This is a genomic window from Rahnella perminowiae (assembly GCF_019049755.1).
GTDB lineage: Bacteria > Pseudomonadota > Gammaproteobacteria > Enterobacterales > Enterobacteriaceae > Rahnella > Rahnella perminowiae.
The window spans coordinates 1-259 of sequence record NZ_JAFMOS010000024.1 but is presented as its reverse complement, the minus strand read 5'-3'; the positions used below and the strand labels follow the sequence as shown (position 1 = coordinate 259).

1 protein-coding gene is annotated in these 259 nt (G+C 47.1%); it reads left to right on the top strand.

Annotated features, from left to right (window positions below; translation table 11 throughout):
• The coding region (locus tag J1785_RS00105; protein WP_476655342.1) for a type 1 glutamine amidotransferase family protein at positions 1-259 on the top strand (259 nt) is incomplete at both ends.

Genomic DNA, 259 nt, shown 5'->3' with positions numbered 1-259 from the left:
AGCCATGACCGTAAAGGTCAAGCCGAGAGTAAAGATGCCGCACCCAGTGGTTTCTATCTTTCTGAGGTGTCTCACCCCTACGATGTACTCACAAAAGAAGGATATGAAATTGATTTCGTGAGTCCCAGGGGAGGCAAGACACATGTTGACGGTTTAGACCTCAGCGATCCGGTTAACGCCTCCTTTTGGAATAATGATTCCTTACGCGAGGCAACTAAAACCACATTAAAACCCTCGCAGATTGATCCTGACGTCTATG